The sequence below is a fragment of the Arcicella sp. LKC2W genome, from assembly GCF_034931005.1.
Lineage (GTDB): Bacteria > Bacteroidota > Bacteroidia > Cytophagales > Spirosomataceae > Arcicella.
In genome coordinates this window covers 12,641-39,023 of record NZ_JAYGIN010000036.1, presented here as the reverse complement: position 1 = coordinate 39,023, position 26,383 = coordinate 12,641, and the positions used below count along the sequence as shown (strand labels likewise).

The following is a 26,383-nucleotide window of genomic DNA, read 5'->3' as shown; positions in this document are numbered from 1 at the left end:
CTCTTTCATGCCCTTTAAATAAAGAAACATAACTACAACTCCTGTCTTCTGAATAAAATTAATTAATCTGTCTTCCTATCAATATCTCAAAGAACTCTTACAATCTTAACCTCTAGCAGTCAAAATCTATGTGGCTTATAAACCATCTATAACACTCAAAATAACTATAACCCCGTCGTTTCGGAGTGCAAAGTTGCACCTTTAATTTTAAACTACCAAACTATACAATAAATAAAAACAAAAAAAATAGTCAATATTATCACAAAAATCTGAAAACCAAATACTTACAATAAATAAAAAAATGCACTTTTATTTGAATGAATCGAGGCAAATAAATACTATTTCTATTTAATATTAGAATAATTATATTTATGTATTTTACATAAAGAGATTAATAAAAGGAAAATGCCTTTTATCTGAATGATTATTTCAAACAAAAGGCATTTTAGTAAAATTTAAAAGTTATACAAACTGAATTATATATACTTTTTGTTTGCCATGATTTACGATAAGGTAATTTCCTCTTAATAAGGTAAATTCTAATGTTTTATTAGGGTCTGTCACTTTCTGCTTATTAATAGAGACTGAATTAGCTTGAATCGCTTTACGGGTTTCTCCTTTTGATTTAAAGATGATAGGCTCTCCTTTTTCATCTAAAATTAAAGTTGCTAAAAAATCCGTGATATTTGCACAATTTGAATAATCTTCTTTTTTGACTTTTATCAAATCTAAGGCTTCTACTACTTGGGCATCAACTTGCTCAAATTGTTCAATAACGTTTTTGTCAAATAATAATTCAGAAGCCTGTTTTACAATTTCGTAGTCTTTTTCTGAATGAACACGTGTTGTTACATCTTTCGCCAACGCTTTTTGCATTATGCGTAAGTGAGGTGCTTCGGCGTGTTCGGTTTCGAGAGCTTCAATTGTTTGCTGATTATATAGTGTAAATACTCTCAATAATCTCGGACAATCTGAATCGGCAGCATTTAACCAGAATTGGTAAAACTGATATGGAGTTGTCATGGCTGGGTCTAACCAAACGTTTCCTGATTCTGACTTTCCAAATTTTGTTCCGTCTGCTTTTGTAACTAATGGAGTTGTAAGGGCAAACGCTTTATGTTCAATTTCATCAGCTCCGCCTTCTTTTCTTCTAATGATTTCTGTACCTGTTGTGATGTTACCCCATTGGTCAGAGCCACCCATTTGAAGGCGAACGTTTTTGTTCTTATATAACCAATAGAAATCGTAGCCTTGTAATAATTGGTAAGAAAATTCGGTGAAAGATATTCCTGTTTCGAGACGCTTTTTTACTGAGTCTTTCGACATCATATAATTTACAGAAAGATATTTTCCGCCTTCACGAAGGAAATCTAAGAATGAAAATTCTTTAAACCAATCGTAATTATTGACCATTTCGGCAGAGTTTTCTCCAGAATTAAAGTCTAAGAATTTTTCTAATTGTTTCTTAATACTATCTTGATTGAAGCGAAGGGTTTCTTCTGAAAGAAATTCTCTTTCTGCGGCTTTTCCTGATGGGTCACCAATCATGCCTGTTGCTCCTCCAACTAATGCGAATGGTTTGTGTCCGCATAATTGAAAATGCTTTAGTAACATAATGGTGGCTAAATTACCAATATGTAATGAAGCGGCGGTTGGGTCGAAGCCAATATATGCTGCGGTTATCTCTTTGCTCAATTGTTCTTCTGTTCCCGGCATCATGTCATGGAGCATTCCACGCCAACGGAGTTCGTCTATAAAATTTGTCTGCATTATTCGTTCTTTGTCAGTTTCTACGATAAAAGATGGTTCTTTATTTCATCTTTAGTATTGTACCATTTAATGATTTTGAACTGCAAAGTTATCAATTGGGATTTGATATTTCTTTATTGAATCAGGAGAATATTGATAGGTGTAGTTATTTACTTGATACTTTTGATATTATTGGCTGTTCATTATGCTATTCCATTTCTCACAGCCCAAGCGACTAAGCCTGCAATATTTTTTGTCCCTGTTTTTTCCATGATACGATTTCTATGTCCTTCTACGGTACGAGGGCTTAGATTAATTTTCTCAGCAATTTGTGGTGCTGTTGTTCCCTCACAAATCTGCTGAAGCACTTCTATTTCTCTTTCAGAAAGTTCTACTTGAATACTAAAAAATGGTACTATTTTTTTGACTGGTTTATTTATCATTCTATTGTGCATTACTTTAAGGAGGAATGCACCGTAATAATAGTCTTCACTATGAACGGTATAAATGGCGTTTTCAACTTCGTCGGGGTCTGCATCTTTTAGTAAATATCCGTTAGCACCAAGTTCCATGAGATGAGAGACGAATTGGGCTTCGTCGTGCATTGAGATAATAATAATTTTGATGTGTTGAAAGTCTTTTTTGATTTGTTGTGTTGCTCTAATACCATCAAGCACTGGCATTTGCAAATCCATCAAGATAACATGAGGTTGTTCTATATTAAGATTATCAATTAACTCTTGACCATTGGCTGCTTGAGAAATTACTTCAAAATCATCATTATTTTGTAAAAGCGATACGATTCCACGACGAAATATGGCGTGGTCATCGGCAATGGCAATTTTAATTTTTTGATTATTCATGTGGTTTTGGGTATTAACGGGTGACTTGGATGTTAGATATTTGATAAAATTACAATGGAACGGTAATTTCAAAACTTGCTCCTCTACCCTTTTCTACATCAAATTTAATATTTCCTTTTATTACGCTAATTCTACTTTCAATATTTTTTATGCCTATTCCTCTATGAGGTTGATTGACTTCTTCTAAATCAAATCCAATTCCATTATCTGACACTTGTAATATTAATTGGTTATTATTCTCTCTAAGCGTAATGTTAATGATGGTAGATTGGGCGTGTTTGAGGGCGTTGTTGACTAATTCTTGGGCGGTTCGATAAAGGGCAAGCTCTATTTTAGAATCAAATTTGCCTATCAATTCGCCATGACTAAAGCAAACCAATACGCCCGTATGTTCGGTCATTTTTTGAGTAAAATCTTTAAGAGCGATGATTAACCCAAATTCATCTAAGGTACTTGGCATCAATTCTTTAGAAATTCTACGGACGTTATTAAGAGCTTCGTTGAGAAGGTCTTGCGTTTGATTAAGGAGATTTTCTCGTTTGGAAGGATTATCACCATATTTGGTAATTTGCGAAAGGCTCATACGAGTTGCCGAGAGAAGTGTGCCTATTTCATCGTGTAAATCTCCCCCAATTTGTCTTCTGACATTTTCTTGTGAGGCAACGCTGGCTTCTAACATTTCTTGGCGATGTAGTTCTTCAATATGTTCTAATTTTTCTCGTTGCAAACGCTGACGACGGTAATATAAAATAACAAAAATAATAATTGCCGAAGTAGGTAAAAGCATTGCGGCTGTACCAAGAATAATGATTTTTACCTCATTCATAAATTAGGGGTTAGGGATTATTCTAAGCGAAAAGCGATTTGCGAAAAAGCGAATAGGCAAACTGCACAAAATCAATGATTTACGTTGTTCGTATTTCGTAAACTTTGTATTAGAGGGAAAAATAAACTTATTTTCCATTCGTTTACATCCTGCTATTACAATCCATATTTTTGTTTAATAAGGCGATTATGAAAAATATAAACTAACACAATTACTGTGGTAGAAAAAACCAACATGGCGGTAGTACCTATTTCGATGATGGATTTAATTGTTGATGCGTCGTGCTGAACCATAGACCTATTGCTAAAAAAATGCGGTGAAAAATTGTTAAATATTCTTTAATGTTCCAATACTCTTGAATAGACTTATCATTATTGAAGGCAATATATTCAGCAAAAATATTGATAAAGAAAATTCCTGAGAAATAAATAAGAACTGCTATCGCAATCCAAAAATAAGAGTATGTAAATAAGTTTTTAACCTCAAGGTTATTAAAAAGTTGGTAAAAAAATATCAATGCAGATGATATTAATGCGATGTCTCCAATACTACGAGCATAAGAATCTATCACATTAAAATCTCTATCTCCACCAAAATGCGACCACAATATTAGAGCCAAAGAAAATAATGTCAAAAAGATAATTACACGTTTTCTAACTGGCGTAGTAACCACACAATAATAAAAATAACTGATAACAATTACTTCTAAATAAGAACTTAGATTTTCTAAAAAATGGTTTTGTAATCTATGCAAAGCATAATACCAAGCTACCACCTCAAGAATACTATATAGAAGGCAATACATGAAAATCAACATTAATGGAGTGGCCTTAATATCTTTAATCTTGATGAAACCAACTATAATTGGTAACATCAAGGTTAAAGAGGACACATATCCAATAATTGGTATTTTTGCTAATATAAAAAAATACATCTATAAATCTTAAAAAGTGAAATCTAAACAGCCCAATCACACATTGGTGGACAAGTTGGTAATTCGCTAACAATTGCATTTAAACTCTCGCCTTTAGCATTTAAGCCTTCCAAAACTACGGTACGTGTGCCGTCTTCTGCTCTGGCATGGTGAACTTTAAACGCTTCAAAATCTGGATTATCAAGAAATTGTTGTAATGCAGCTTTACTTACAAAATGTGCATCAATTGAATTTTCTTTTTTTGAGCCTTGATAGTTTTGAACAAGACCCATTGCTTTTTCGTGTTCTTCAGGATTATCCTGACTGGTGATAAACTTAGCCATTGTTAATTAGTGATATTAAAGGGTTAAATAATATTACTAAGCTATGAATAAGACATAGTATTATCAAGAAAAGTAACAAAAATACCGTAGAATTACCCTATAAATCAGGTAATTCTACGGTATGAAAAATTGCAATTATACTTATTCGTCCAACATTTCGGCTACCATCTTATATCGTCCTAATCTGTCTTGCAAATCCTTCATTGATAAGGAAATTTGTTTGCCTTTTGGTTTGTTATTTTGATAAGTTATTACCTTTAAAGTGGTCGCATTTTTCGGAATTTCTAACATTATCCCTTGATATTTGTTAGCATAGTTATCGGCATTTGTTCCATCTAAAGTGTAAAAAATATCTAAGCCTTCTATTTCAGTTGACAATTCTATTTTAAGTTTTCCCGCCGCATCTTTTTCTGTTCTTACGATGGCATCGTACATACTCAGTGCATAGTTCAATTTGGCTTCGTCCAAACGAGAAAAATGCGTTTCTAATTTCTTCGTAAAAAATTGCCAATTCTTTTTCTCTTTCGGACTCCACAATGCCTCCGCAATGGCAAATGCACGAGGATAAACCATATATTCTAAATGCCGAGTTGTGGGTACTGATTCTGTCCACAGATTCCCTTGCCCTCCCAAAATCAACTTTTCCTCCACACCTTTGGGGGTTGGGTTAAAACTATACGTTTTTTTCAAACGAGCCATTCCGTAAGTGACAGGCTCAACGTTGGGGTCGCCTTGATAGAGGTCGAGATATACAAATTCTGAAGGAGTCATTACTACTTGATGGTTTTGTTTAGCAGCAATAATTCCGCCTTTCATACCACGCCATGACATTACGGTGGCATCGGGAGCGAGTCCGCCTTCGAGGATTTCGTCCCAACCAATCATTCTTTTCCCTTTTGATTGAACAATTTTCTCAATTCTTTTGATGAAATAACTTTGTAGTTCTTCTTGGTTTTTCAAGCCTTCTCGTTTCATTAAAGCTTGACAATCGGCACTTTTTTCCCAAAAACCTCTATAAGCTTCATCACCTCCAATATGAATGTACGGATTTGGAAAAAGTGGAGCAATTTCTCCTAAAACCTTATCCAAAAACACATAAACTTGTTCGTTGGAAGGACAAAGCGTATTTTCTACATCTTTATAAAATCTTGACCCTGCATTAACTTCAAATTTCCCTCCACCACACGAAAACTCTGGATAGGCTGCTAAAATTGCCAATGAATGTCCGGGAACATCTACTTCTGGCAAAATGCTTATGTATCTTTCTTGAGCATATTGTACAATTTCTCGAATATCGTCTTGCGTATAAAAACCGCCATAAGAACGTTCTTCATCTGGTTTTGCGGGGTCACGTTCCCACCATTTACCTGTGCGTTGAACACGCCATGCACCTACGGAAGTTAATTTTGGATACGATTTTATCTCAATTCGCCAGCCTTGGTCGTCGGTTAAATGCCAATGAAACGTATTGAATTTTAAGCGTGCCAATTGGTCGATGAACTTCTTGATGTATTCTTTCGGGAAAAAATGACGGCTAACATCCAACATCACACCACGCCAACCGTAACGAGGAGTATCCATAATTTTGACGGCTGGAGCTTTCCAAACGACTTTTTGTAATGAATTATTCTCAATTTGTTTTGGAAATAACTGCATCAAAGTTTGGACAGCGTAAAACATTCCTTGTGGGCTATGTGCCTTTATATCAATAAATTTTGGAGAAATGATGAGTGTATATTGGTCGGGAGCTGCCAACATTTTTTCGTCCAAAATAAAATTGATACTTTTTGAAGCATGAAATTTGATGTTTTCAGCAATGCTCAATTTGATTCCAGTAGGTAAACTGATACTTTCGGCAAAAAACTGAGCTACATTTCTGACCTCCGCATTTGCCGTTGGAATATTGATTTTGGTGTCTTTCGTTAAGATAAATTCACCTACTTGCTTTTGAATAGACGAAGGTTCGGGTATAATATGAATTTGTGAAAAACTATTGGCGGATAAAGTTATTAGCAAGAAAAACAAAAGTTTCTTCATAGGTTATTTGATAGTTTTAGGCTGCTATCATTTCAAATTTTATGGGTTATTTACAGACTGAAGTCTGTGTTACTTTCTGTACAGACTGAAGTCTGTGTTACTTTCTGTACAGACTGAAGTCTGTGTTACTTTCTGTACAGACTGAAGCCTGTGTTACTTTCTGTACAGGCTGAAGTCTGGGTTACATTTTTAACATTTTTTTGATGTACTTTCCAACAATATCAAACTCTAAATTAACGATGTCTCCAACTTTGAAAGTATGAAAAACGGTATTTTCGTAAGTATATGGAATAATGGCTACTCGGAAGGTATTAATTCCAGCATTGAAAACGGTCAAACTTGTTCCATTGATGCAAATTGAGCCTTTTTCTACCGTTACATTTTGTTCATCTGCCGAATATTCAAAATCAAAAAGCCAAGAGCCATTTTGTTCTGTAATAGCCGTAACTACACCCGTTTGGTCAACGTGTCCTTGTACAATATGCCCATCAAAACGCCCGTGTGCAGGCATACATCTTTCGAGATTTACTTTACTACCGATTTGAAGTTTACCGAGATTAGTTTTTTGTAAAGTTTCGTCAATAGCAGTCACAGAATATTCATTTCCTTGAATATCAATAACGGTCAGACAAACGCCATTATGGGCAAGACTTTGGTCAATTTTGAGTTCGTTTGTGAACGGACAAGTAAAAGTGAAAGTGATATTGGTACCTTCTGGTTTAATATTTTTTAATTCGCCTACGGCTTCAATTATTCCTGTAAACATGATTTTGGGATTTGGTATTTAGAATTTAGACGAGATGGTTAATCAAGCTGCAACTCTCCCAAGTGTTTTAAACGCTTGGAAGAGCTAAACAAAAAATATTTATTATTGGTATAAATAACTAACCAATTCAACTCTAATTCTGTTAATTTATTTTCGGGGTGCAAGTTAGTATTTAATAGAATACGGATTTTCATTCAGCGTTATTACATTTGTCAAAAAATCAGATTTTATGTTCAAGAATAAATTTTTCCTCCTCTCAGTTACAGTCGTTTTAATTGCGATTATTTTATATTCACTAACTGGCAACGAAACGCCTCAATCATCAACAACTGGCAATGATGACCAATATCTTACTCCTATTCAAGATTTAAGAAAACAAAAAGATGATTTTCTTAAAACTGACAAAGAATCTCCTATAAAAGAAAAAGCAACTTTTAAGGGTTTAAAATATTTTGAGATTAATCCTAATTTTAAGGTAGTTGGTAAATTAGACAAATTTGCATCTGACCAAACCATTAATATTTCTATGACCGACGGAAGTGTAGAAGAATACGAAGCTTATGGTAATGTTTCCTTCGAAATTGAGGGCAAAAAGTATGCTCTAAAAATATTCAAAACGCCAGAAGGAAATCTGTTTTTACCTTTCAAAGATTTGACTTCCAATAAAGAAACTTATGGAGCTGGACGATATTTGGATTTTGGTGTTAATGATGTTAAAAACAATCAAATTGAGATTGATTTCAACAAAGCCTATCAGCCGTATTGTGCTTATAATGAAACTTTTACCTGCCCAATTACTCCTGCTGAAAACTTTTTAAATTTGGCTTTAAAAGTAGGTGAAAGACAATAAAAAAATCCCTGCTGAATAAACGGCAGGGATTCATAATTTATTGATGTGTGTGATAATTCAAAAAGCTATACGGCAAATTCGATTTCTTGGTTAATAGTCAAAACTTCAGTATCTAATAAACGAGCAGATAAACTTAAAGTCTTGATTAATTCATAATGGAAGAAGAATTTCATCGTGTGAATTTTTGATTCATAAAATGCTAATTCGTCTCCTTCTTGATTGCTACTTACTAAAGCATTTTTGGCAACAATGCCTTGTTTCAACCAAATCCAAGCAACTGCCACAATGCCGAAAAAGTCCATGTATAAATTGGCATCGGCTAAGAAAACTTCGTTATCTCCCTTCGCTCCGATTCCTAAAAGGTGCATCGTTACTTTTTGCAAACGACCCAATTCTTTCTCTAATTTCTCGGCATAAGGTTTTAAATCTTCATGTGTTTTTGATTCTTCAATGGTTTTCATGATTTCCCCAAACAATAACTGAGGTGCTTTTCCACCATTTGCAGTGATTCCACGCCCCAAAAGATTTAATGAGTGAATACCCGTCGTACCTTCATAAATTGACATAATCCGCACATCACGAGCCATTTGTTCCAATGGAAAATCTTCTGTATAACCATATCCACCAAAAACTTGTAAACCTTCGTTCACGGCTTTGATACCCATTTCGGCAGGATAAGTTTTGGCAACAGTAGTCATCAAATCGAGCATTAATTGATATGGTTTTGCTTCTTCGGAAGTTCTTCCGAGAGCATTAATCATATCTTCCCACAGATAACATTCCATTAATAAACCCAAAGAACCTTCAACAATGGATTTTTGGAACAATAACATCCGTTTTACATCGGGGTGATTGATGATAAAAGTTTGTCCTTCTTCCAAGTTTTTATTATTCAAACGTCTTCCTTGCGGGCGTTCTTTGGCATATTCCAATGAAGCATAATAAGCAGCAGATGCGATATAAGTTCCGCCCATACCCACGCCCAAACGTGCTTCGTTCATCATTTGGAACATATATTTCAAGCCTTGATTGGCTTCTCCAACCAAATAACCCACAGAATTATCTTTATCACCAAAAGTCAGGTGCATGGCTGGTGTCGCTTTCTGCCCCATTTTGTGATAAATTCCCGTTGAAATCACGTCGTTATCTTCTGTATATGAGCCACTTCCGTTATCTCTAAATTTTGGCACAACGAACAATGAAATTCCTTTCGTTCCTAATGGAGCTCCATCAATACGAGCCAAAACTAAGTGAACAATATTGTCGGCAATATCATGGTCGCCCGCAGAAATAAATACTTTTTGTCCTTTTATTTTGAAAGTTCCGTCCGCTTGTGGAGATGCCGTTGTGATGACATCTGATAATGAACTTCCTGCTTGTGGTTCAGTCAAACACATAGAACCCGTCCACGTTCCATCCACCATTTTGTTGGCAAACTTTTCTTTTAATTCTTCAGAACCAAAAGAGTAAATCAAATGCGATGAACCCGATGTCAAACCCGTAAACATCACAAAAGCATTATGAGCCGAGCCACGAATCATCTCAGCAGCAGCCCCAACGGTTGTTGGTAATTGTTGTCCGCCGTGTTCATATTTAAACATTGCTCCAATCAAACCTGCATCACCCATCGCCTTCACATAATCTCTCACGGCTGGATGCACTTTTACTTGTCCATTCACTAATTCGGGCTGATTGCGGTCGGAAGAAACATAAGCGGGACGAAGAATTTTGTCGGCAATTTCTTCATTGGTATCCAAAACCATGTCAAACATATCTGGCGTATAGTCTTGGAAATAAGGGTATTTAGTAAGCTCTGCAACATTGAGAACTTCCTTTAACATAAAGTCGAGGTTACGACGTGAATATTGCTGTGCCATTGTTTTAATAGATTTGCTATGCTTGCATACAATTTTATGTAAAAATAATGACAAATATAATAGTATGCAAGCATAACAAATTTATTTTTTGGGCGTAAAAAAACGTTGTCCTTTTGGGGCAACGTTTTTTGGGAATTGTTAATTTGTACTTAACTTTTTAAAGCCTTTCATAAAATTAAGACAATATATTCTTTTCAGAAATCATAAAAACAGTTTCAGAAATTATTTCTCCATTAAGTTTTCGGCTACCACTTATGTCAGCATCAAATTCAAAAATAGTTTCTCTATTTTCTTTTATCTGATTAATAACATGACCATGAAGATAACCTATTACAGGAAATTGCACTTCTTGTCTTTCCCAACTCCCTGATATATCGCAATCTTTTATGGTTATATCCCAACTGTTACCATAATAATCTTTAAAAGTACATTTTATCCATTCAGACGGTTCATTGCCTAAGTATCCAATAACTGTTACTTGTATTTTTTTGCTTTCTTTCATATTGTAAAGTTTCATAAAGCAAATAAAAATTATGTTTATTGATTTTTATTGTGCTGCTGCTGATTGAATTTGAGATAAGAGCGATTTGTACTGTGTTACACTGATTTCTTGTGTCGAAACAATCTCAAAATGGTCTGGTCGAACACCTCGTTGGATAATTTTCAAACTTGACGGCAAGTAGGTAATTTTATACCCATTTCCTGATATATAAGGCTTATTATAATCCAGTTCTAACGAAAGACCATATTCTGTCCGTACAAGTCCATTAGCACTATTTATTCTATAATCACCATCTGTTCCAGTAGGAGTTGAAGGGTCTCTTGGCACAAATGAACTTCCTCCTCTAAAAACAACACATTGTTTACCATTAAAATTTACACGAACAGGCCAATAAGCAGGATTATTAATATCACTTACAAAAGCAAGAGCATCGGGTCTAACAGCAGATGGTTTACTATTTGCCCAAGAGTCAAGGTTTTTCATTAAAACACCTGCACTTCCTAATTGTGGTATTAAGTTTTTTCTTGCTCTTTTTAGATATTGGTCAACCGTAACATCACCGTTATCAGGGTTGTAAATAACGTTATAAAAAGTAGGTTCGGCTAATATATCTGCCTTTCTTGCAGCAGAAGGTTTATCTCCTTCAGTAAGTGCTGAAACATCTTCTTTCTGACAAGAAGTAAAAAATACAGCCAATAATACAGCTATCAAAGATAGCTTTGAAAATAAATTTTTCATACTTTTACTTTGGTTTTATGTGAAACATGAGACTATTGCCCCTCCTTCGGTCTCCAAACTGTGGTGGGGCATTTTTCTTACTCTATTTTAGGCTTTTCAGATTCCGCCTTTGTCATTGCAATAACATTACAAATTTGCAAGGCATTCCTACCAAAGTAAATACTACCAAAGTACCATTTTAGTACCAATTTTGTGGTACTTAGATAGCATTTTGAGCGTTGAACTTCATTAAAAACCTATTCATGGCTTGTTTTCCTTTGATACCTAATTTACTCATACAATTTTGTCGGTGGCGTTTTACGGTGGTTTCCGCAATTTTGAGATTATTAGCAATTTCTTTGTTTAGGTGTACCTCAGCAGCTAATTTGAGGACTTTAATTTCTTGGCGAGTGAATTCTATCTCACGCCCACCAGCATTAGAAGGGTTTAATTCCATAGGTAGTTTATTGTATTACAGGTCTAATAAATTGCTTTAAAGTAGGTTAACTATCAACAAATATAGAACTTGTTTTTACTCCTACAAGTACATTTTTCTACGAATATAAAAACAACAATATTTCAAAAAAAAAAAACTCATTGAAAATCAATGAGTTACAAATCAAACATTTAATATTTTCAAAAACTTAAAATACTACACATAACGATAAGCCCAATAAATCAACACAAACTGGAGTACGATTCTTACATAAAGGACTAATTCTGGGATTTTAGCGAATTTCCCTGAGCTTATCATGAAAATATGCACAGGTAAAAATGTGACTAACATCAAGATAATTCCCCAAGCGGCAAGGCTACGTGTGGCGGGAAAGAGTAAGGCTAAGCCTAAAACAACTTCCGCAATGCCACTCAACAAAACCATCAGACTATGGTTGGGAATGTACGGTGGCATGATGGCAAGATAAAACTTTGGTTTAACGAAGTGATAAATACCTGCTGCTGTATAAAGTAACGACATGAGGTAAAGTCCGATGTTTTGCATAATTCTATTGAGTGATTGTTTATTGAGTGAATGAGTGGTTATGTAAATGAGCGATTTTATTGCTAAAAAACCTAATACCAACTTGCAACAATATACGATAAATATGGTAAAATGGAGTTTTCGGGAAACATTCTTTTTAAATGAGGGGTTATCTAATAAGTGTATTGTAATTTTGTAAAAAAGGGATTAGGTTTTAGAAATTAGGTTTTAGCAAAATGCTATGAGTTATTGTTCTACTCGCTAATCAAAATCAATTCATACCATGACAGTATTACCATATAAAGAGCAGGATGCTTCTAAAAAAGAGCAAGTAGCTCAAATGTTTGATAATGTTTCGCCAAAATATGATTTTTTGAATCATTTATTGAGTGGCGGTATAGATATTTTATGGCGTAAAAAAGCCATTAAATTATTAAAGAAAGCTCAGCCAAAAACTATTTTGGATATTGCTACGGGAACTGGTGATTTTGCCATTGAGGCTTTGGCATTGAAACCAGATAAAATTGTGGGCGTAGATATTTCGGAAGGAATGTTAAGTTTTGGTCGTGAGAAAATCAAAAAACTTGGCATGGATTCTGTCATTACTTTAGAGAAAGGTGATTCGGAAAGATTACACTTTGAAGACAATACTTTCGATGCGGTCATCGTTAGTTTTGGAGTACGGAACTTTGAGAATCTCGAAAAAGGCTTAACCGATATGTGCCGTGTTATGAAGACAGGCGGTACGTGCATGGTCTTAGAATTTTCAAAGCCACAAGGGTTTCCGATGAAACAATTGTATAATTTTTATTTTAAAAACATTCTGCCTACAGTTGGTAAAATTGTATCAAAAGACACTTCAGCTTATACATACTTGTACGATTCAGTACAGGCATTTCCAGAGGGAAGCGATTTTATAAAGATATTCCAACGTGCGGGCTTTACCCAAACGCAATGTTTACCACTTACTTTTGGAATAAGTACCATTTATATAGGCAGAAAGTAATTTTCTTTACTGTTCTCTCTTGTATTTTCGTCATCGGGTTATCTAATGAGGCAAATGCTCAACGATATGAGTATAAGCGAATTTATGATGAATTTTACGATGATAAGATTGTCCATTTTGGCTTTTTGTTTGGCTTTGGGTCGTCTCGATTTAATGTTTATCATAGTAAAAATTTCGGTTCGGGCAGTACGTCTGATTCTTCGGTTACGATTGTTTCACCAGGAAATTTTGCCTTTCAGGTGGGAGGTTTGGTCAATTTTAAATTAACCGACCGCTTTGATTTTAAAACAGGTTTGAATATTGCTTTGTACGGTCGTGAAGTTGATTATCGCTTTACTAATTCTCCTAATTTTCCAGCAGAATTGAGAGAATCAACATGGTTGGAAATTCCACTTTTGATGAAATATAAATCGCAGCGAAGAGGGAATTCAAGAATGTTTGTAGATGCAGGTGTGAAGATTGGAATCGAGGCAAATGTTAGAAAAAATGCTGCTTCAACCAAAAAGTTAGATACCAGAACGGGAGATTTATCACTAGAATACGGCGTTGGATTTGAGCAGTTTTTCAAATACTTTAAATTCACTCCAGAATTAAGATTCTCGCATGGATTAACGAATATGTTTATTCCTCCCACTAATAATAATGCTTACGCAAGAGATATTCAAAGACTTAATGCTCATACAGTTACGTTATTTTTGATGTTTGAATGATGTTAGAGTTTAGAGTTTAGAGTTTAGAGTTTAGAGTTTAGAGTTTAGAGTTTAGAGTTTAGAGTTTAGAGTTTAGAGGAAAATGGCTGTTAGGAAATTAAAGTTCCTAACAGCCATTTTTATTGACTTGAAAATTGGAATATTATTGCAAACAATCACTCAATCACAACTCACTAAATAAATCAATGTCCGATTCTCACATCCATATCCTCCAAAGCCACGCCTTTTGTTTCTGGCATCAAGAACCACACGTATAATAATTGGCAAATCATCATTACGGTGAAAAACATAAAAATAGGCGTTCCTCCAAATTGACCTGCAAAGTATGGGAAAATATTGGTAATAATTGCCGCAAAAACCCAGTGCGTTAAACTACCAAAAGCTTGTCCCGAAGCACGAACTTCATTTGGGAAAATCTCAGAAATGAATACCCAAATTACGGCACCCTGACCGATGGCATGAGCCGCAATAAAGGCAAATACAAAGAAAGTCATGCCGTCAAATTGTTCTACGTAAAATGCACGAGCAATCAGACTCAATGAAATAATATAGCCAATTGAGCCGATGTACATCAATGTTTTACGACCAAATCTGTCAATTAAAGACACCCCTAACATCGTAAAAATCAAGTTAGTAAGTCCAATTCCTACCGATGAAAGTAAAGCCGTTGCTTTTCCTAAACCAGACATTTCAAAAACTCTCGGAGCATAATAAATAATGGCATTAATTCCCGAAACTTGATTAAAAAATGCCATTAAAAATGCCAATAAAATCGGGAAGGCGTATTTTTTTGAAAAGAAAGTCACATTGCCCAACTTAATATTATTTTGCTGAGATTGAAGAATTGACGCCAATGTTTTATCGGCAGTTTCTGGGTCAATTTCATTTAAAACGGCTTTTGCAGCTTCAATATCATTTTTTTGGAGAATTAACCAACGTGGACTTTCAGAAATCAATAAGGTTAATCCTGTGAAAATTATAGATGGAATTCCGACGATTCCCAACATCCAACGCCAATCGCTTTCGCCACCCATTGCTTGGAAAAAGTAGTTAGAAACATAGGCAATCATAATTCCGAAAACGATATTGAATTGGAACAAAGCCACCAAAAAACCACGCTTTTTTGCGGGTGCAATTTCTGAAATATACAAAGGTGAAACCACCGAAGACGCTCCAATACACAAGCCCCCAATAAAACGAAAAACCATAAAAGTATAAACGTCTTGGGCAACTGCCGACCCTACTGCTGACACAAAAAACAATGCCCCCAGCCAAAACAAAGCCTTTTTTCTTCCTAATTTATCGGCAAACCAACCGCCAAAAGCTGCTCCAAATACGGTTCCGTACAAAGCAATGGCAATAGCAAAACCATGAAGGGCATTACTCAATGACCAAAGTGCTTGGATTTTTTGTTCTGCTCCAGAAATTACTGCGGTATCTAAACCGAATAAAAAGCCACTCAACGCAACCGTCAGCGACCAAAGAATAAGTTTTTTGTTTTTCATTGTGATTAGTAGCACAGACTTTAGTCTGTATTTTTTGGGGATTTGTTACAGATTTCAATAAGTTCTTGGTATGTTATTTACAGACTAAGTCTGTTCTTTTCACACTACTTACAGACTAAAGTCTGTGTTACTTTTTTCTAAAAACCTGTAAAGTATTATTATTTCGAGCAATCAAATAATAAGGCAATTTATTCACCTTAATTGCCTGAATATCACGCATTTCGCCATTTAATAGCAAACCACTTTGGGCTGGAATAATTGATTTAAAATTACCTTTTCCGTCACTTTTAAGGATTAAACCGTAACTGCCGTCATAACGAGCTTGGTACATATTTGAGCCATAAAAATTACCCCCAACGATTACGTCTTTAAAACCATCTCCATCATAATCGTCTAATAATAAGGTTATTACCTTAGACGTTTGGGCTAAAATTGGCAGTGATTTCAACTTAAATTTATTTCCTTCTAAATTTTCCAAATAAACCGATTCAAAGGTATTTACTTGTTTTTCTTCTGCTCCGTCCAATTCATTGGAAGTCAATAAGTCGCTAATTTCTTTTCCTGCATACTGCGAATAATCGGTAAAATGCTTGTTGATAATACTTGGGATTTGCTTACCCATTTCGTCTTTCGTGGCAATTGGATACCATTTTTCTCCCCGATTATACACCAAAATTTGCTCTACGCTTTCGTTTTTATCAATGTCTTTGACGTACATTTTCAAAATATTGTCCGTTGGATTTTTTCTAAATTTGGTATTCGTTCCCAAGTTTCCAACGACAAAATCAATATCTCCGTCTTTATCAAAGTCATTGGCTACAATTCCTTGCCAAAAACCTGTATTTTTAGTCAATCCATTATCTACTTTTGTGAATTTACCTTTGTTATTTTGATAGGTTTGAATTGGCATCCAATCACCAATTACCGTTAAATCTGCGTCTCCGTCTTTATCGGTATCAGCCCAAATGGCATTTGTAACCATTCCTGCGGTTTGTAATTCTGGAGATAATGCTACGGTTTTATCCGTAAATCGTGGAGATGAACCATTGCCATTATTTACTAAGAGATATGATTTGGGCGATTTTCCATAATTAAAAGGAACAACTCGTCCACCCACAAAAAGGTCTAAATCTCCATCTTTGTCAAAATCAAAAGGTTTTACGCAAGATTTATTCGTGAACATGGGCGGAAGAGCATTTTTATCTCTTGTAAAATTCCCTTTTCCATCGTTGATATACACACGGTCGAATTGTTCCGCCATATTATCCAAGAACTCATTTCCACCCGAAACGACGTATAAATCAAGGTCTTTGTCGTTATCAATATCCAAGAAAACAGCGTCCACATCTTCAAAGATGGCATCTTCTTGAAAACCTACTTGTTTAGAAAGAGAAAATCCCGAAGAATTTTGCAAAAACAATTCTCCCGCCTGATTCCTCGCTCCACATACATACAAATCGTCTTTGCCATCACCATTTACATCGCCGATTGCCATTTTAGGCCCTTCCGTTGAAACTTTAAATGGCATGAGAGACTCTCGTGTAAAATCGAAATATTGGTTTTCTTTGTGGGTGAAATTGATGTTTAGATTGTTGCCAACTTCACTAAAAATTGTACAATTAACGCAGGCAGGCAGTTCCACTGTGGGTTTAACCCTAACAGCGTTTTCTACGACAGAAGCATCTTTTTCATTCAAAGTCAAAACGGTATTCGGTTTTACTTTTGTCAGAATTTGTACTTTACCACTTTCCCAAATTACTTTCACGGTATCAATCAGCGTGGTATTTTTCCCTAAACCAAAAGTCAAAATGGGAGCAACTGACGACATAAATCCACGAGTTGGCATATTTTGCTGAGTTTGTTCAATGCCATTGGCTTTGATTATTACCTTCGCTCCTATCCCAAACGTGTTTTTATTTTCTCCTTTCAGATTAATTTTACAGAAAGTATTTTGTAGTTTTTCAATATTTTGGTTTTTATAAATCGTCGCTTCTTCGTTGATATTATTGGTGATAATTTCTAAATCTCCATCATTATCCAAATCGGCATACGTTGCTCCATTAGAAATATTTGCCTCCTCAAATCCCCAAGACATAGATTTATCTTCAAATTGTAACGAAGTATTTCCTTTGAAAAAGTAATTATGCACCTTGCCATCGGGCATTAATTGCAAAGCCTTTTGGTCAAAACCGTTTTGTGGATTATCGCCGATGGTGTATTTTATGTAATTGAGGTCGTTCGGGCGACGCACTATTCCGTTGGCAACGAAAATATCTTTCAGTCCATCGCCGTCAAAATCATTCATCAAAACGCTCCAACTCCAATCGGTAGCAACAACACCCGCCAAAGCGGCAATATCAATAAAATTTCGCCCGCCTTGATTCAATTGCAAGCAATTGCGACTATACTGATAAAAATATCCAAACTCTAATTTGTGAAGAAAAATATCCAATGGGTCTTCGCCTGCTGAACTCTTCTCAACGGTTTCGTCTTCGGGATACATATCCAAAGTCATTACGTCTAAAAAGCCATCATTGTTAATATCCGCAATATCCGACCCCATCGAAAACCGACTGGTATGTTTCATTCGGGTTCTACTTTCTTCTACAAATCGTCGTGACGAACCATCACCATTTTTTTGATTGATGTACAAATAATCATCTTCGTGAAAATCATTGGAAACATAAATATCTTCCCAACCATCATTATTTACATCAGCAACGGCAACGCCCAATCCGTAACCCATGGTTGCCTGAAAAATACCTGCTTTTGCACTCACATCTTGGAATTTCCCATCTACATTTTCAAATAAATAATCGCCTGCATCAGCATCTCTTTCAGTACGTGTACTGATATTTCCATGCGAGCGTGACGTATGTACGGCATGATTTAGCAGAAAACAATCGAGGTCACCGTCTTTATCGTAGTCGAAAAAAGCAGATTGGGTTGAAAAACCAGAGAAATCTAAGCCATATTCTTGGGCTTTTTCGCTGAAAGTGCCGTCTTGATTATTGATGAATAACTCGTTTCGTCCTTTGAGATTTTTATATTTCCCAACGGCACAAACGTAAATATCCAGAAACCCATCACCATTGACATCTGCCATTGTTACGCCTGTTTTCCAATTGGCATTGCCTTTGATACCTGCTTTTTGGCTAATATCTTCAAAGCGTAAATCACCTTTATTCAAGTATAATTTATTTTCTCCTTGATTGGAAACAAAGAATAAATCCACCAAACCGTCATTATTTATATCACCCGAAGCAACACCTCCACCATTATAAAAATAGAGATAATCCAAAATACCGAAGTCTTTAGTGTCTTTTAAATTATTGCTAAAAGTGATATTGCTTTCCGAACTGGGTACTTTTTCAAACAGCTTTATGTCTTCTGTTCCTTTTTGGCAGGAAAGAAATATGAGGATGAAAATGGTGATTAGGATATATTGTATTTTAAACTTCATTCAAATATTTTATTTCATAACAATAAAGCCCTCAAAATGAGAGCTTTAAATATTTTATTTTTCATCTAATAAACTCTCAATTAATGACTTTATAGCTTTATCCGAAATACTTTCATGCTCAGATTTATCATAAATTGATAGTAAATACAATTCATTGTCTTCAGAGAGAAAATAAGTAATAATTCTTGCTCCACCCGATTTTCCTTTATTTTTCGACGAAATTGCTAATCTAATTTTGAAAGCATTATTGCCTAAGGGTGTACCAAGTGTCGGTGTTTCCTTCAACTCCTCAATGAATTCTTTCATATCCGAATCAAGAGAAACATATTTCTTAGCTAATCTCTTATACTCACGCTTGAAATCAGGTGTGAACGTTATCAATAATTCATTCATTATCAAATAGTTCTGAAATTGATGGCTTAGACATTTTACCTTCTCGCATACTTTTCATTTGTTTAATACTACGCTCAAGTCCTTCTAAAACTTGTGTATTTTCTGTTTGTTTGACCTTCACAAAGTCAAATTTTTTGAGCAGTTCCATAAAAAAAGGGACTTCTTTATCGGGTATATTTATGAGTAAATCCATAGCTGATATTTACGATTAATCTGTCTTAAATAACGGTAAAAATACCTTTTAAATTGATAGTTGACAAACATTATAATTACTTCAACCCAAACACCTGAGCTTTCTCATTATTTTTCACCAAAACAACTTCTTTTTTACCGCCTAAACTATTGATAACACGCATTTTACGAACTTGTCCTTTGGTAAAAAAACCTGTTTGTTTTGAGGTTTGAACGTCGTATTTCCCTTTGCCTTTTCCTGCTAAAATAATTCCGTAATTGGCATCGTATCGCCCAACTTCTGGGATATTATCAAAGAAATTACCTGCTAACAAAATATCTTGATTGCCGTCTTTGTTATAGTCGACAATTTGAATGCTATTGATGGGTGAAATTTGGGCTTCGAGTGGTAACGCTTTGAGTGAAAACTTACCGTTTCCTTCATTAATCAAAAACGAAGATTCCGTATTATTCACCATTTGAAGGGTTTTTCCTGCCATTTGGGCATCCGAAAACAAATCGTTGATTGATGCTTTTGCGTAATCAGAGAATTTCAAGAACTTCTGTTTTACCGTTGGAATTTGTTTCTGTAAATCGCTTTTCAAAATGGCAGGACAACTTTTTCCTTGACGATAACAAGTGATGATTTGCTCGGTTGTTCCGTTTTTATCAAAATCATTGACGTGTAACTCAACTGGTTCATTTTCAGAGGCTTTAAAATTATGATTTAGTCCCAAATTGCCTAACACAAAATCTGTATCGCCATCGCCATCTATATCAGCGGGTTGAATACAATTCCACCAACCGTTTGAAACAGGAACTTCAGAATCAGTATCTTTCTTGAAAGTCCCTTTTTCATTTTTCAGAATCGTTACTGACATCCAATCGCCCACCAAAATTAATTCGGGATATTTATCACCATTGACATCCAACCAAGCCACATCCGTTACCATTCCCAAATTTCGGGCATCGCCCAAAACGGTTTTACTCACGTCTTTGAAATTCCCTTTTCCGTCATTTTTCAAAAGCGTACTTTCTGGATTTCTGCCATACAAAGTCGGGGTTAATCTTGAACCGATGAATAAATCAAGGTCGCCATCTTTATCATAATCGCCTGCTTTTACGCATGAACCACTGGCGAGAATGGCAGGAAGATTAGCATTTTCGATGAAATTTCCTTTTCCATCATTCATATACAGGCGGTCACGGAGTTGTAAATCGTCTGGATTGTATTCGTTACTGCCCGTCACCAAATATAAATCAAGGTCTTTGTCATTATCGGCATCAAAGAAAAGAGCATCAACAATTTCTAAATAATTATCCCGATTAAACGCCTCAGTTTTGGCAGGAAGCATTTTTCCATTCTTTTGCTGAATGTACAAATTCTTCGCAAATCCCTGAGAACCACCAATATAAGTATCGTCCAAACCATCGCCATTGACATCGCCAATTGCTAAAGCTGGTCCTTGCGTTGAGTATTTTTGTTTCAGTAAAAGGTCACGATTATAATCCACAAAGTCATTTTCAACGTGCTTGAAATCAAGCGTTTGTGTTGTAATATCCGTAAATGGCAATGACGTTACTAAAGGTTGGAATTTGAAAAGTTGATTGGCATTTTTATAATCAAGCACCAATAATTGGTCTGATTTGGGATTTTTAAGGACTTGTTTTTTGTCGTCGTTCCAAACAATTACCAGTGAATCTATGGCTGCGTTTTGCCCTAAACCAAAGTTTAAAGTCAAATCAACCGAAGACTGAAAGCCACGGTTTGGCATTTGTTGAAGCGTTTGGCATTGTGATTTTTGGTAGATTTTCACGGTAGAACCAATCCCATCTAAATTTTTAGCCGTTCCTTTCAATTTTACTCTTAAATAATGATTCTTTAAAGTCTCATTTTCTTTATTTCGGTAAATAGAAACGGGGTCGTTATTGTTGTTTACCACCAAATCCAAATCGCCATCATTGTCCAAATCGCCATAAGCAGAACCATTTGAAAAACCCATTCTATCCAGTCCAAAATTCTGACTGGCATTTTCAAAACGTAATCCTCCTAAATTTCTAAAAGCATAATTTGGAATCGGTGTAGAAGGCGTTTTATTTATCAAATCTTTGGGATTGAATTTTGGGTCTTGGATAGATTGTTGCTTGGTTTTATCGTCTCCCAAAAATGCCACATAGTCTTGGTCGGTCAAGTCTTTATTGATACCATTTGCCACGAATAAATCCTTTTGACCGTCATTATCCATATCAAACATCAATGCTCCCCATGACCAATCGGTAGCGTGAACACCCGCCAATTCCCCTGATTCAGAAAATGTTCCATCGCCATTATTGACGTGCAACATATTCCGAGCAGATTGGTGGTGATAGCCTTGCTTTACTTTAAATTCATTGAGGTCATAACCGTCGAAAGTAGTCGTCTTTTTCAGTCTTTCGTCCCCCTCTGGAAGCATATCTGTCACAAAAATATCCAAATTCCCATCGTTATTAATGTCCGCAATATCCGCTCCCATCGACGACAAACTAATGTGTGGCATTTGGTTCTCTAAATCCTCTTTGAACGTCCCATTTTTTTGATTAATGTACAGATAATCACGCTCATAGAAGTCATTTGAAATATAAATATCCAACCAGTTATCGTTGTTTACGTCGCCAATGGTAATGCCCAAACCAAAGCCAATTAAACTTCCAAAAATCCCTGCTGCTTCAGAAACATCGGTAAAATGTCCATTATCATTTCTGAACAATTTATCTCCCCCCAATTTATCACGCTCATTTCTTAGATTAGCATAACCCAATCTATCCATCGGTGTAAAGCTGTTATTGAGCGAATACATATCCAAATCGCCGTCACGGTCGTAGTCAAAAAAGGCAGCGTGCGTAGAAAAACCACCGTCTTCCAAACCATATTCTTTGGCTTTTTCGGTAAAAGTTACCTTGCCATTTTTTACGCCATTATTAATGTATAATTGATTTCCTCTGGCATCTCTACTGCCTGAATTACAAACGTAAATATCCAAAAAACCATCGCCATTTACATCGGCGAAAGTTACCCCTGTACTCCAAAATTTCTTCCCAATAATTCCTGCTTGTTTGGTTACATCTTCAAACTGAATAGACGTTTTGTTGCCTTTATTGAGGTATAATTTATTGTCTTCAAAGTTGGAAGTCAAGAAAATATCCGCAAAACCGTCATTGTTTACATCGCCAATGGCTACACCACCACCGTTATAAAAATTACGGTATCTGAAAATATTAAAATCATCTTTTTCGAGACTTTTATTGGCAAAATCTACGCCTGTTTCTGACGCTGGCAATTCCTCAAAAAGGGTATCTGAGTTTTTTTGATTACAGGAAAAAGTAACAGTTCCGATAAGCAAAAGGAATATTTTTTTCATTTGTATTATAAAAATGGTTGTTTAACGTAACACAGACTTCAGTCTGTATTTTTCAACTTACAGACTGAAGTCTGCGTTACTAAATACTTGTACCTTCCCTTCACAAACGCCAACTAATATATTTTTACCAACTCGTTTCACCGACCTCACATCACCACGCACATACACGCCTGACTGTTGAGTTGACATTGACTCAAAATTAAAATTACCTTTGTTCAAAAGCATTACTCCAGTATTGGCATCAACTTTTCCAATTCTCAATCGGAATTTGCTATTATTACCCATTAGCAAAAGGTCTTTCTTACCGTCATGATTAAAATCTTCCGCTAAAATGGCGTAAACTGGGGCATTTTGAGCTTGAATTGGTAATTCGTGGATAATTAACTCGCCTTTTTTGTTTTCCAAAATTAAGGTTTTGAGCGTTGTTATTTCTTTTTTATTTGCTTTTTCTAAGACATTTCCATCAAAAAATTGCTCCATTGTTGCTTCAGAAAACGTCTTATAATCAGGGAATTTCTTTTTCAAAATGGGCATTTGTTCCGCAACTTCATCACGAGAATAAGCAGGATATGATTTCCCTTGAATGTAATAATTCATAAAAAAATCAGTCGTTCCATTTTGGTCAAAATCACTATAAATTAGAGAAGCAGGCTCATTTTCAGTTGCTCTTACTTGGGTATTTGTTCCAAGATTTCCCAAAATAAAATCCTCATCACCGTCTCCGTCAATATCAGCTTTTTCAATAGTGTTATACCAACCAGCACAATGAGCGAATGAGTGATTGAGTGATTGAGTGAGTTTACCTTTCGTATTTTTTAAGACGATTGGTGACATCCACTCCCCCACTACGATGATTTCTTCAAATTTATCACCATCCAAATCTGTAACGGTTGCATCAGTCACTAAGCCTAAATCGCCCAATGGGATTTTTGTAAAATGGGCTTTTCCATCATTTTTGAGCAGAAAACTTTCTTCTGAAAATGGAAAATGATTGGGTTTTATATGTCCACCCACAAATAAGTCCATATCTCCATCACGGTCAAAATCAAGTGATTTTACGCATAAACTATTTGTTTGGTCTTCCAATAAAGGAGACTGCTTGAAGTTTCCTTTTCCGTCATTTAACCACAATTCATCGTTTTGTTCGGTAAATTGAGCATTGGCATAATTACCGTTAGCAATGTATAAATCAGGAAATTTATCGCCGTTAAAGTCTTGAATTACAGCGTCTTGATTATTATGTTTTTGCTGAGCGTTCAGTTTCAAAAGATTCGTTTTATTTCCCAAAACAAAGCCTCCTGTTTGCTCTGTTGTTCCGCAAATAAACACATCATTGATTCCATCTAAATTAACATCACCAACTGCCATTTTAGGCCCTGTGTAAGAATAATGCGTTGGTAACATCACCTGACGGTCAAAATTGTTAATTGGTGCGATGATGTGTTGATAATCTAAACTTTCAGTAGCAGTTAAAAGTCCATTTTTAGGATTTGCTGGCGTTATATTTTCATGAGTAGCTTTTGCATAATCAATCGTAAGTAATTGATTTACTGAAATTTTTGATAATTTCTGCGTTTTACCATCAACCCATTTAATTTCAACATCACAATTTTTAACATCATTTGGCAGGGCAAAAAGTAAATCCCCAATACTACTCGATTGAAAACCATGCGTTGGCGAAACTTCCTGCGTTTGAATGTTCTGATTCGATTTTACCGCAATTTTTGCCCCAATACCAAAAGGATTTAAAGTCGAGCCTTTTAGCTTGATTCTGACAAAATTCTTCGGGTTATTTTCTTGTTGGGTATTTTTATAAATCCGAGATGGTTCATTCAAATTATTGGTAATGAGTTCCAAATCGCCATCATTATCCAAATCAGCATAAACGCAACCACTCGCCACCGTTGCTTGGTCAAATCCCCAATCTTTTTGGGCATTTGTAAAGGTCAGATTTGTATTATTTTTGAAAATATAATTCTTGGTTTGGCTCGTCGGCATTTGTTTCAAATGCTCTAAAAATGGTTTTCTCGAACCGTTTGCTTCTTCGTCATTGTAATATTTGATAAAGTCGGCATTGGTATAATCCTTCCCGATTCCGTTGGTTACGAAAATATCTTTGTAGCCATCCATGTCAAAATCCGCCAAAAGCGTTCCCCAACTCCAATCTGTATTTGAGATTCCTGCTAATTGCCCGATTTCCGAAAAATTTCCATTTCCGTTATTCACTTGCAACATATTACGCATATTAGCGTGCCAAAAACCATTCTGTAATTGTGCCTGATACGTATTCCAATTATCCGCCCAAAGCAATAATTTTTGTCGGGCATTGTCTTCTGGCAACATATCCAACGTAAAAATATCAGACAAACCATCGTTATTTATGTCAGCAATATCAATGCCCATTGAAGAATACGAAGTATGTTCAATTCGTTCACGCAATTCATCTTTGAAAGTACCATTACGCTGATTGATGTACAAATAATCGTCTTCTACATAATCATTGGTTACATAAATATCAGGATAACCGTCTTGATTAATGTCCGAAATCATCACGCCCAAACCAAAACCGAGCGGATTACTTTTTATACCCGATTCTTTAGAAATATCCACAAATCGATTATTTCCATCATTTCTGAACAGTTTATCACCTGCGTTATAATCATACGCATTTCGCATGACTGAAGCCTCTTTTCGTTGATAACCTGCCAAATTATGATTGACCAAAAAGCAATCTAAATCACCATCTAAATCATAATCAAAAAATGCCGCTTGCGTAGAATAACCCGAATCATCTAAACCATATTCGGCGGCTTTGTCTGTAAATCGTGGCGACGAACCGTTTAGATTTTTATTATTGATAAAAAGTTGGTTTTTGCGTAACGTTGAATCTCGTAATCCCGAATAACAAACGTAAATATCCAACCAACCGTCAGCATTTATATCAACTACACTAACGCCTGTTTTCCAAGCACCTTTTCGCCCTGCTACGCCTGCTTTTTCGGTAATGTCCTCAAATGGTAAGTTTGCACCTTTATTCAAGTACAGTTTGTTATCTACCTGACTTCCAGTAAAATACAAATCTACTAAGCCATCATTATTGAAATCGCCAGATGCAACACCTCCACCATTATAAAAATATTCATAATTGAGAATATTTTCCTCCTCCGATTCTGTTACGATATTGGCAAACTCAATCCCAGATTTATCGGCTTCTAATTTCTCAAAAAGTGGTTTTTCATTTTTACAGGAAACCAAAAAGCAAATAAATCCTCCTAAAAATAAATATGTACTTGATTTTATGTTCATTTTAATGG

Annotated in this window: 21 protein-coding genes; 3 read left to right on the top strand and 18 right to left on the bottom strand. The window is 35.5% G+C overall.

Annotation, left to right across the window (positions count from 1 at the left end; genetic code table 11):
• Nucleotides 1-462: 462 nt before the first annotated feature.
• From tyrS to VB796_RS22285, 7 genes are all read right to left on the bottom strand, one after another.
• Nucleotides 463-1,770, bottom strand: a complete 1,308-nt coding sequence (gene tyrS / locus VB796_RS22315; protein ID WP_323348811.1) for a tyrosine--tRNA ligase — start codon at nt 1,768-1,770, stop codon at nt 463-465.
• A 182-nt stretch (nt 1,771-1,952) separates the two neighbouring features.
• Nucleotides 1,953-2,612: a response regulator transcription factor gene (locus VB796_RS22310; protein ID WP_323348810.1), complete on the bottom strand. Its 660-nt coding sequence runs from the start codon at nt 2,610-2,612 to the stop codon at nt 1,953-1,955.
• Nucleotides 2,613-2,661: 49 nt separating this feature from the next.
• Nucleotides 2,662-3,438 carry a sensor histidine kinase gene (locus tag VB796_RS22305; RefSeq protein ID WP_323348809.1) on the bottom strand — a complete coding sequence of 259 codons (777 nt, stop codon included), beginning with the start codon at nt 3,436-3,438 and terminating at the stop codon, nt 2,662-2,664.
• 247 nt (nt 3,439-3,685) lie between these two features.
• Nucleotides 3,686-4,330, bottom strand: coding sequence for a hypothetical protein (locus tag VB796_RS22300; protein ID WP_323348808.1), 645 nt, complete (start codon nt 4,328-4,330; stop codon nt 3,686-3,688).
• Between the two features lie 65 nt (nt 4,331-4,395).
• A complete protein-coding gene (locus tag VB796_RS22295) occupies nt 4,396-4,695 on the bottom strand; it encodes a hypothetical protein (protein WP_323348807.1) in 300 nt (99 codons plus the stop codon).
• Nucleotides 4,696-4,836: 141 nt separating this feature from the next.
• Nucleotides 4,837-6,732 (bottom strand): beta-N-acetylhexosaminidase, encoded by a 1,896-nt coding sequence (locus VB796_RS22290; RefSeq protein ID WP_323348806.1) that lies wholly within the window; start codon nt 6,730-6,732, stop codon nt 4,837-4,839.
• 181 nt (nt 6,733-6,913) lie between these two features.
• Nucleotides 6,914-7,498 carry a riboflavin synthase gene (locus VB796_RS22285; RefSeq protein ID WP_323348805.1) on the bottom strand — a complete coding sequence of 195 codons (585 nt, stop codon included), beginning with the start codon at nt 7,496-7,498 and terminating at the stop codon, nt 6,914-6,916.
• A gap of 229 nt (nt 7,499-7,727) precedes the next feature.
• Here VB796_RS22285 and VB796_RS22280 point away from each other — a divergent pair, with 229 nt between their 5' ends.
• The gene (locus VB796_RS22280; RefSeq protein ID WP_323348804.1) at nt 7,728-8,348 is read left to right on the top strand and encodes a DUF1684 domain-containing protein; all 621 of its coding nucleotides are present in this window, start codon (nt 7,728-7,730) and stop codon (nt 8,346-8,348) included.
• A 65-nt stretch (nt 8,349-8,413) separates the two neighbouring features.
• Here VB796_RS22280 and VB796_RS22275 read toward each other — a convergent pair whose 3' ends face one another.
• The 5 genes from VB796_RS22275 to VB796_RS22255 form a co-directional block, all read right to left on the bottom strand.
• Nucleotides 8,414-10,225 carry an acyl-CoA dehydrogenase gene (locus VB796_RS22275; RefSeq protein ID WP_323348803.1) on the bottom strand — a complete coding sequence of 604 codons (1,812 nt, stop codon included), beginning with the start codon at nt 10,223-10,225 and terminating at the stop codon, nt 8,414-8,416.
• A gap of 175 nt (nt 10,226-10,400) precedes the next feature.
• Complete coding sequence (locus VB796_RS22270) at nt 10,401-10,727, bottom strand: hypothetical protein (protein ID WP_146199197.1); 327 nt, start codon at nt 10,725-10,727, stop codon at nt 10,401-10,403.
• Between the two features lie 45 nt (nt 10,728-10,772).
• Nucleotides 10,773-11,465: a hypothetical protein gene (locus VB796_RS22265; protein WP_323348802.1), complete on the bottom strand. Its 693-nt coding sequence runs from the start codon at nt 11,463-11,465 to the stop codon at nt 10,773-10,775.
• 199 nt (nt 11,466-11,664) lie between these two features.
• Nucleotides 11,665-11,901 carry a helix-turn-helix transcriptional regulator gene (locus tag VB796_RS22260; protein WP_323348801.1) on the bottom strand — a complete coding sequence of 79 codons (237 nt, stop codon included), beginning with the start codon at nt 11,899-11,901 and terminating at the stop codon, nt 11,665-11,667.
• A 195-nt stretch (nt 11,902-12,096) separates the two neighbouring features.
• Complete coding sequence (locus VB796_RS22255; RefSeq protein ID WP_323348800.1) at nt 12,097-12,444, bottom strand: MauE/DoxX family redox-associated membrane protein; 348 nt, start codon at nt 12,442-12,444, stop codon at nt 12,097-12,099.
• A 262-nt stretch (nt 12,445-12,706) separates the two neighbouring features.
• Between VB796_RS22255 and ubiE the strand changes: the two genes are divergently transcribed.
• On the top strand, nt 12,707-13,429 hold the full coding sequence (gene ubiE, locus VB796_RS22250; protein ID WP_323348799.1) for a bifunctional demethylmenaquinone methyltransferase/2-methoxy-6-polyprenyl-1,4-benzoquinol methylase UbiE: 723 nt from the start codon (nt 12,707-12,709) through the stop codon (nt 13,427-13,429).
• The gene (locus VB796_RS22245) at nt 13,378-14,139 is read left to right on the top strand and encodes a porin family protein (RefSeq protein WP_323348798.1); all 762 of its coding nucleotides are present in this window, start codon (nt 13,378-13,380) and stop codon (nt 14,137-14,139) included. Before ubiE ends, VB796_RS22245 begins: the two co-directional genes overlap by 52 nt.
• Before the next feature lie 182 nt (nt 14,140-14,321).
• Here the strand turns inward: VB796_RS22245 and VB796_RS22240 are convergent, their stop codons facing one another.
• The 6 genes from VB796_RS22240 to VB796_RS22215 all read right to left on the bottom strand — a co-directional run bounded on the left by VB796_RS22240 (nt 14,322) and on the right by VB796_RS22215 (nt 26,375).
• Nucleotides 14,322-15,644: a sugar porter family MFS transporter gene (locus tag VB796_RS22240; protein ID WP_323348797.1), complete on the bottom strand. Its 1,323-nt coding sequence runs from the start codon at nt 15,642-15,644 to the stop codon at nt 14,322-14,324.
• A 127-nt stretch (nt 15,645-15,771) separates the two neighbouring features.
• Nucleotides 15,772-19,107 carry a VCBS repeat-containing protein gene (locus tag VB796_RS22235; protein ID WP_323348796.1) on the bottom strand — a complete coding sequence of 1,112 codons (3,336 nt, stop codon included), beginning with the start codon at nt 19,105-19,107 and terminating at the stop codon, nt 15,772-15,774.
• A gap of 54 nt (nt 19,108-19,161) precedes the next feature.
• Complete coding sequence (locus VB796_RS22230) at nt 19,162-19,500, bottom strand: type II toxin-antitoxin system RelE/ParE family toxin (protein WP_323348795.1); 339 nt, start codon at nt 19,498-19,500, stop codon at nt 19,162-19,164.
• Nucleotides 19,493-19,693, bottom strand: a complete 201-nt coding sequence (locus tag VB796_RS22225) for a hypothetical protein (RefSeq protein WP_323348794.1) — start codon at nt 19,691-19,693, stop codon at nt 19,493-19,495. Before VB796_RS22225 ends, VB796_RS22230 begins: the two co-directional genes overlap by 8 nt.
• Nucleotides 19,694-19,769: 76 nt before the next feature.
• The gene (locus VB796_RS22220) at nt 19,770-23,069 is read right to left on the bottom strand and encodes a VCBS repeat-containing protein (protein WP_323348793.1); all 3,300 of its coding nucleotides are present in this window, start codon (nt 23,067-23,069) and stop codon (nt 19,770-19,772) included.
• Nucleotides 23,070-23,126: 57 nt separating this feature from the next.
• Nucleotides 23,127-26,375 (bottom strand): VCBS repeat-containing protein, encoded by a 3,249-nt coding sequence (locus VB796_RS22215; protein ID WP_323348792.1) that lies wholly within the window; start codon nt 26,373-26,375, stop codon nt 23,127-23,129.
• Nucleotides 26,376-26,383: the final 8 nt, after the last annotated feature.

Bases quoted from the DNA above. Each gene is read 5' to 3' on its own strand.
- VB796_RS22270 (WP_146199197.1), bottom strand. From the start codon at position 10,727: ATGAAAGAAAGCAAAAAAATACAAGTAACAGTTATTGGATACTTAGGC.
- VB796_RS22290 (WP_323348806.1), bottom strand. From the start codon at position 6,732: ATGAAGAAACTTTTGTTTTTCTTGCTAATAACTTTATCCGCCAATAGT.
- VB796_RS22280 (WP_323348804.1), top strand. From the start codon at position 7,728: ATGTTCAAGAATAAATTTTTCCTCCTCTCAGTTACAGTCGTTTTAATT.
- VB796_RS22225 (WP_323348794.1), bottom strand. From the start codon at position 19,693: ATGGATTTACTCATAAATATACCCGATAAAGAAGTCCCTTTTTTTATG.
- VB796_RS22240 (WP_323348797.1), bottom strand. From the start codon at position 15,644: ATGAAAAACAAAAAACTTATTCTTTGGTCGCTGACGGTTGCGTTGAGT.
- VB796_RS22285 (WP_323348805.1), bottom strand. From the start codon at position 7,498: ATGTTTACAGGAATAATTGAAGCCGTAGGCGAATTAAAAAATATTAAA.
- VB796_RS22245 (WP_323348798.1), top strand. From the start codon at position 13,378: ATGTTTACCACTTACTTTTGGAATAAGTACCATTTATATAGGCAGAAA.
- VB796_RS22260 (WP_323348801.1), bottom strand. From the start codon at position 11,901: ATGGAATTAAACCCTTCTAATGCTGGTGGGCGTGAGATAGAATTCACT.
- VB796_RS22220 (WP_323348793.1), bottom strand. From the start codon at position 23,069: ATGAAAAAAATATTCCTTTTGCTTATCGGAACTGTTACTTTTTCCTGT.
- VB796_RS22230 (WP_323348795.1), bottom strand. From the start codon at position 19,500: ATGAATGAATTATTGATAACGTTCACACCTGATTTCAAGCGTGAGTAT.
- VB796_RS22275 (WP_323348803.1), bottom strand. From the start codon at position 10,225: ATGGCACAGCAATATTCACGTCGTAACCTCGACTTTATGTTAAAGGAA.
- VB796_RS22265 (WP_323348802.1), bottom strand. From the start codon at position 11,465: ATGAAAAATTTATTTTCAAAGCTATCTTTGATAGCTGTATTATTGGCT.
- ubiE (WP_323348799.1), top strand. From the start codon at position 12,707: ATGACAGTATTACCATATAAAGAGCAGGATGCTTCTAAAAAAGAGCAA.
- VB796_RS22310 (WP_323348810.1), bottom strand. From the start codon at position 2,612: ATGAATAATCAAAAAATTAAAATTGCCATTGCCGATGACCACGCCATA.
- VB796_RS22255 (WP_323348800.1), bottom strand. From the start codon at position 12,444: ATGCAAAACATCGGACTTTACCTCATGTCGTTACTTTATACAGCAGCA.
- VB796_RS22305 (WP_323348809.1), bottom strand. From the start codon at position 3,438: ATGAATGAGGTAAAAATCATTATTCTTGGTACAGCCGCAATGCTTTTA.
- VB796_RS22295 (WP_323348807.1), bottom strand. From the start codon at position 4,695: ATGGCTAAGTTTATCACCAGTCAGGATAATCCTGAAGAACACGAAAAA.
- VB796_RS22215 (WP_323348792.1), bottom strand. From the start codon at position 26,375: ATGAACATAAAATCAAGTACATATTTATTTTTAGGAGGATTTATTTGC.
- VB796_RS22235 (WP_323348796.1), bottom strand. From the start codon at position 19,107: ATGAAGTTTAAAATACAATATATCCTAATCACCATTTTCATCCTCATA.
- tyrS (WP_323348811.1), bottom strand. From the start codon at position 1,770: ATGCAGACAAATTTTATAGACGAACTCCGTTGGCGTGGAATGCTCCAT.